This window comes from Dietzia sp. DQ11-44 (assembly GCF_014145205.1).
GTDB lineage: Bacteria > Actinomycetota > Actinomycetes > Mycobacteriales > Mycobacteriaceae > Dietzia > Dietzia natronolimnaea.
In genome coordinates, this window is record NZ_JAALEC010000102.1 from 1 (window position 1) to 6,239 (window position 6,239).

Annotated in this window: 5 protein-coding genes; 1 reads left to right on the top strand and 4 read right to left on the bottom strand. The window is 71.9% G+C overall.

Going from position 1 to position 6,239, the window contains the following annotated elements; all coding sequences use genetic code 11:
• The 4 genes from G6018_RS03175 to G6018_RS03190 all read right to left on the bottom strand — a co-directional run.
• The coding region (locus tag G6018_RS03175; protein ID WP_182638690.1) for an AAA family ATPase at window positions 1-818 on the bottom strand (818 nt) is incomplete at its 3' end.
• Window positions 815-2,002 carry a DNA repair exonuclease gene (locus G6018_RS03180; protein WP_179525567.1) on the bottom strand — a complete coding sequence of 396 codons (1,188 nt, stop codon included), beginning with the start codon at window positions 2,000-2,002 and terminating at the stop codon, window positions 815-817. The genes G6018_RS03180 and G6018_RS03175, both read right to left, overlap by 4 nt.
• Window positions 2,003-2,061: 59 nt before the next feature.
• Window positions 2,062-2,835, bottom strand: a complete 774-nt coding sequence (locus G6018_RS03185; protein ID WP_259848322.1) for a hypothetical protein — start codon at window positions 2,833-2,835, stop codon at window positions 2,062-2,064.
• Window positions 2,832-5,750: an SNF2-related protein gene (locus G6018_RS03190; RefSeq protein ID WP_182638691.1), complete on the bottom strand. Its 2,919-nt coding sequence runs from the start codon at window positions 5,748-5,750 to the stop codon at window positions 2,832-2,834. The genes G6018_RS03185 and G6018_RS03190 overlap by 4 nt, the downstream gene beginning before the upstream one ends.
• Before the next feature lie 171 nt (window positions 5,751-5,921).
• Here G6018_RS03190 and G6018_RS03195 point away from each other — a divergent pair, with 171 nt between their 5' ends.
• On the top strand, window positions 5,922-6,239 hold the full coding sequence (locus tag G6018_RS03195) for a hypothetical protein (protein WP_182638692.1): 318 nt from the start codon (window positions 5,922-5,924) through the stop codon (window positions 6,237-6,239).

The window sequence follows — 6,239 nt, forward strand, 5'->3', positions numbered from 1 at the left end:
CGGTCGACCTCCGCCTCCGCGGCCCGGAGGAGCTCCCGGAACCGTGCGACGGTTCGTCCGGCCTCCTCGAGGCGCTCCACCTCCACCTCGACGGCGGCCAGCGAGGATCGCCTGGCGGAGTGGGCGGCGGAGTGGTGTGCGTGCTCGGTCACCGCGGCATCGAGTTCGGACAGCCCCGCCCTGGCGTCGTCCAGCGCCGTGCGTGCGTCAGCCAGCCGGGTCTCCGACCGCGCGAGCTCGCCGGTGGGCTCCCCGCGTCGTGCCGTCAGGTAGCGGTGACGTTCCTCCGCGACCCGGGTGACCAGTGTGTCGTCACCCGTGGGAGCGGCCCCGCCGGCCGCGGCGTCCAGGGCTCGCCGCAGCGACTCCATCCCCTTGCCCGCCTCCACCTGACCGATGGGTTCGTCCTGGGCGATACGCAGCGCTCTCCACAGGGACCTGTCCACCCGGCGGTCCAGGAGGTCCCGCACGTAGTCGTGGGCGTCGTCACCCGTCAGCGCCACCTTCGCGGACTCCGGGAACTCGAGCGACGTGCGCTTGCCGCGCACGAACTCCTTGCGGTACCGCATCCGCTCGCGGTCGATCGTGAACTCGGCCTCCACCACCACCGGGACGTCACGCCCCACAGGGCTCGCGGCCTTGATCTCCGCTCGGCCGGAGGAGGCCTTGTGTTCGAGGAGCATCTCCAGTGCATCCATGAGGCTCGTCTTGCCCGATTCGTTGGGGCCCTCGATCACGAAGACCCCGCGGGGGGGCACCTGCACCTCCTCCCGGTCGACGCCTCGGAAGTCCTCGATACACAGCCGGTGCAGGATCACCTCAGGCCTCCGTCCACGAGCCGGTACAGCAGACTGAGCGCATTGCCGGCGTCCTCCGAGTCCGATCCGTTCGACGCCGCCTTCTCCACGAGATCCTGAACCGCGCGCCCGGCATAGCCGTCCACGAGGTCGGTGAAGTCCGAATCCTCCGCGCGGACCACCAGGTGGGTGAGCCGCTCTCGCAGGTATGCGGCCGCGAACAGCTCCGCCCACGTCTCCAGGAGATCGTCGATCCTCGCACGCAGGGCCACCCCGACGGTCCCGGTGAGGCCCAGCTTGAGGACCGTCCTGGGTTTGTCCTCGATCGCCTCGATCCGCTCGGCGAGGGCGTCGAGGTCCGACTCGGTCTCGATCTCCGCGGTGATCGCGAGGAAGGACCACCGTCCGGTCCGGACGGGTGTCACCACACAGTCACCCCGGCCGCCGGTGGGGCTCCGCGTCCCGAGCTCGACGAGCAGAGCCTGACCGGACGCCCTCTCGACGTCGTCGAACGCCGTGGTCTCGGGGCTTCCCGAGAACCAGATCCTGTCGCCGGCACCGACACTGGTGACCGAGTGCCTGTCGCCGAGGGCCACGTAGTCCAGGTGTCCCGACCCGACGGCGCTCTCGAGCTCCGCGACGCGGATCGCCTCGACAGACGGCGAGTCACCGCCGTAGACCTCGTCGGTGCCACCGTGCGCGACGAGGATGCGCAGGGAGTCGGTCGGGCCCAGGTCGGCGAGCAACGCGGGGAGACGGGCGGGATCCGGGCGCTTGGAGGTCCACGGGACCCCCACCACCTCGACCCCGGGGCGTATCTCCACGGGCTCGGAGTCACAGATGACGGTGACGGCCCCGCCGTCCACGGCCGAGGAGAAGTCCCGGCACCTCAGTACCGACGACACGTCAAGCGGATCGTGGTTCCCGGGGAGGATCAGTACAGGTACCGGGAAGGCCGCGAGAACCTCCGCGGCACGGAGCACGACCGATCGGGGAACGGCGTTGTCCTCGAACGCGTCGCCCGCGACCACGACGAACTCGGCGCCGTGCTCGAGGGCGATGTCCCCCAGCGACGCCACCGCGGCGAGCCGGTCCGCCGTGTACACCGCCTGTGACTCGGTCCCGAGGAATCGCCGTGTCATCCCCAGCTGCCAGTCGGCCGAGTGGAGGAATCGGATCGTGTCGCCGTCCCGTCGCCTGTCCATGGCCGCATCGTAGGTGGGGGCTCCGACAGTGCTGCGGCGGGATTCGCCGACCGGGTGGATCACGGGCGCTGATCCCCCGGCCGATACCGGCTGAACGCGTCGAGGAAGTCCTCCAGGTCGGCCACCACCCGCAGTTGTTCGAGTGGATCCCCGGTCGCGGCCGCGGCGAGTCTCCTGGTGACCGGTGCGTCCAGGAGATCCTCCAGACCCGCCGGGGCGGTGGTGGGGACGGCGGGGAGAAGTGGATCCCGGCCCCACAGGCTCTCCTCCACGTCGAAGGCGACCGCGCCGACGTCCCCGTCCGCGGTCCCCCCCAGCACGGCGCCCACCGTCTCGGCCCTCAGTCCCCGGAGTGCGAACATCACCTCCGGGGTGGCGTCCCACCACTCCACGAGCACGTGGGCGGCGGACAGCACGTGTCGACACGGGCCCGGCTGGACCGGGCACCGGCACGAGTACCGGGTGGCGCCGTGGACCGCCGGGAGCAGGAGGAATCCGACCGTGTCGGAGAAATCCCCGGAGAGCGCGCCCAGCACTCCTCCCTCCTCGCGGCGGAGCGCCGTACGGAGCGCGTCGGTGTCCGTGGCGTCGAGCGGGGCGAACTCGAACTCCACGGAGAACGGGTCCGGTTGACTGCCGTCGACGTCGCACCGCACGATCCGGCCGGAGTGCTCCAGGGAGAGCACCCTGCCGTTGCGCGCGTCCTTGCGGCCGAGGAACGCCTCGCCGCGGCTCACGCCGGACTCGAGGTCCGAGGACCACCGCCGACTCCACATGTGCGACCCGAACGGACCCGCCTTGGACCGGGTGGGGATCCCTCCTCTCCCGCTCACGTCTCGTCCGTCCCCTCGTCGGTCAGCGCGACGAGTGAGGCCAGATCGGCGTCTGTCAGTTCGGTGAGCACACCCGCGAGGGGGCCGAGCGTCAGATCCGCCAGCTCGCGCTTGGACTCGAGCAACTCGTCTATCCGGTCCTCCACCGTCCCGGGCGCCACGAGGGTCCGCACCTGGACCACCCGGGTCTGCCCGATCCTGTGGACGCGATCCGTCGCCTGGTTCTCCACCGCGGGATTCCACCACCGGTCCAGATGCACCACGTGATTGGCCTCGGTCAGCGTGAGCCCGGTCCCGCCCGCCCGGAGGGAGGCGAGCATCAGCGGTGGGCCGTCCGCGCTCTGGAACTCCTCGACCATCGAGGCCCGACCACCCGCGGTGACACCGCCGTGGAGGAACGGGACCCCGGTCGCCGCCCGGCGCTCCAACAGCGGGATGATCAGATCTCCGAAGGCACGGTACTGCGTGAACAACAGGACCTTCTCCCCCGCGTCGAGGATCTCGGTGAGGACCTCGTCCAGTGCCGCGAGCTTTCCGGACCGGTGTCGCCCACCCCGCAGCAGCGAGGACCCGTCGCCGAGATAGTGCGCAGGATGGTTGCACACCTGTTTGAGCGCGGTGAGACCGGACAGGATCGCACCCTTGCGGGCCGCACCCTCGGAGTCCCTGACCTGCTCCATCATGTCCTCGACGACCGCCTGGTACAGGGTCGCCTGTTCACGGGTCAGTGGTGAGTCGACCCTGATGTGTTGCTTGGCCGGCAGATCCGCGGCCACGAGCGGGTCCGACTTGAGTCGGCGCAGGACGAACGGGGCCGCCAGGGCACGCAGCCGGGTGGCCGCGGCCTCGTCTCGGTGCGATTCGATGGGGACCGCGAACCGGGCGCGGAAGGTACTGGCCGACCCGAGCAGCCCCGGGTTGGCGAAGTCGAACACCGCCCGTAGTTCGTCCAGCCTGTTCTCCACCGGGGTCCCGGTGAGCGCGATCCGGTGCCGCGCGGGGATCGATCTGATCGCCCGGGACACCGCGGTCGCCGGGTTCTTGACCGTCTGCGCCTCGTCCGCGACCAGACGCCGCCACCTTAACCCGGTGAGCAGGTCGACGTCACGAGCTGCGGTGCCGTATGAGGTCAGGACGAGGTCGGAGTCCGCCATCCTCTCGGCCGCGCCCTCACCTCGGTCCCGACCCTGTCCGTGATGGACGTGGACCCGGAGGTCCGGCGCGAACGTCGACGCCTCCCGGGCCCACGTGGCGACCAGGGTGAGCGGCGCCACCACCAGTGTCGGTCCGGACCTCCCGGCCGCGTGTTCGACCGCGGTGAGCGCGAGCACCTGCATCGTCTTGCCGAGACCCATGTCGTCGGCCAGGACCGCCCCGGTATCGGCCCGGGAGAGCGCCGAGAGCCACCTGACACCGTCCAGTTGGTACGGACGCAGGGTGGCCCGGAACCAGTCCGGGAGCACGACCGGGGACGACGACGAGGGGATCCAGTCGAGGGTGCCCGGCGACCGGACCTCGACTCCCTCCGCCTCCTCGGACATCAACGCCCCGACCAGAGCGGGTGCGGTCGTCCGCTGGCCACGCCTGGCGGCGAGGAAGCGGGCCGCCCGCCGGAGCGCACCCGGGTCCGCCCGGACCCACTGGCCGCGGAGCTTGACCAGGTCCGACGCGGCGTCGAGCAACATCCGGGCCTCGGTGGCGTCCAACGGGTTGTCGTCGACCACCAACTCCCAGTCGACGTCCGCCAGCTGTTCGAGGCCCAACCGGTGCCCCGAGTCCACCGACTCGGTCCCGGGCTCCTTGACGGCCAGCCTGACCGCTGTCCTGATCCTGGTCCAGGCCCTCGGCAGCAGGACCTCGACCCCGCGGCCCCGGAGTGCCTCCACCCCCTCGTCGACCAGGTCGACCACGAGATCGGTCGGCAGGAGCAGGTCGGGAACACCGGCCGCCTGGGTGGCCCGCGTCAGCGGCGGCCACGAACGGACGGCCCGGTCGACCACGTCGCGAACCGGTCCGTCCACGGAGGAGGTGTCGTCGAGGTCGGAGAACGGGCGGAGCGAATCGGCGCCCGTCCGGACCAACACCTGCAGCCGCCAGAGCACACCGGGATCCCGGGACCGCTCCCCCGGCGAGTCGTCAGCCGGGTCGTCGTCCACGGCGTGGCCAGGCGTCGCGGCGCGGTCCACCTCGGCGTCGTCGGAGGGTTCGACCACCCGGAACACCACCTCGACGTCCTTCGCGGCGGCCGCCCGGCCGAACTCCCGGACGGCATCGGCCAGGCCCTGACCGCCCGAGGTCACCTGACCACCGGTGACCAGTGCGTCACCGAGATCACTGTGGCGGTCTGCCGCCAGGGGTGCCAGCGCGGTGCGGGCGTGGTGGTCCGCCAGCTCGGACAGCAGCCGGACCAGCTCCTCGCGGGTGGCGACCAGCCCGTGGCTGCGCTGGAGGCTCTCGGTGGTCCACGCCCCGATCACCGGTGAGGCGACCAGATCCCAGGACGCCTCCCACGCCCCGTCCCTGCGGGTGAGACACGGGACCACGTGGCCCGCGGCCACGAGCGCCGCGACACCCGCGGACAAGGCGGAGAACGCCCGTAGTCCCGACCCGACCCACGTGTCCTCGGCCCCGAGGAGTCGACACAGGTCGATCGCGGCGCCGACGGAGATCCGGATCCCGGGCACCGTCGCCGATCTGTCCCTGCCGTCCACGACGGCACGGATGCCGATCCGGTGGGACAGCCTGTAGCCGGAGAGGAACTCCACCACCGCATCCGGGGCCCCGGCACGGCCCACGGCCGTCACCGCGGCAGCCGGCGCCACCGAGTGCGGGCGACGCAACCCCGTGTCGCACCACAACCCCACGACCCCGGACTGCCACACGGCGTGGAGACGGGGATCGGCGGACTGGGTCACGACGACATGTAAGCACGCCCGTCCGACACGGCACTCCGGTGCGGTGCCGGGCCGGGGCCCCGACGGCCCTTCCACACCCCGGTTACCCACACCCCCGGCTCCTCCACAGGCCCGGGACCGGGACCACCGTCTGACGGCCTCCGGGGGCGTGGGGCCACCCATAATCGCCCCGTGACCGACCACGTGCCCGCCGGACCCCGACCCGGGGCATCCGGGCGGGTCGTCCCCCCGGTCGGCCCCAGGGCACTCGGCCTCACGCTGGCGATCGTGGCGGCGATCTGCGGCGTGATGTGGTGGGGCGACCCGCGGGCCTCGGCCCCCGGCAGCCCCGGACAGGACCTCGTCGAGCCCCTTCTCGAGCGGGTCGACGTGGTCCCCGAGCGGGTCACGGTGCCCGGGTACGAGCGGGCGTGTTCCGGGGCGTCGGCGTGCGTGTTCGGTCCGGCCTGGAGCGACGCGACGGGAGCACCGGGTTCGGGGAACGGCTGA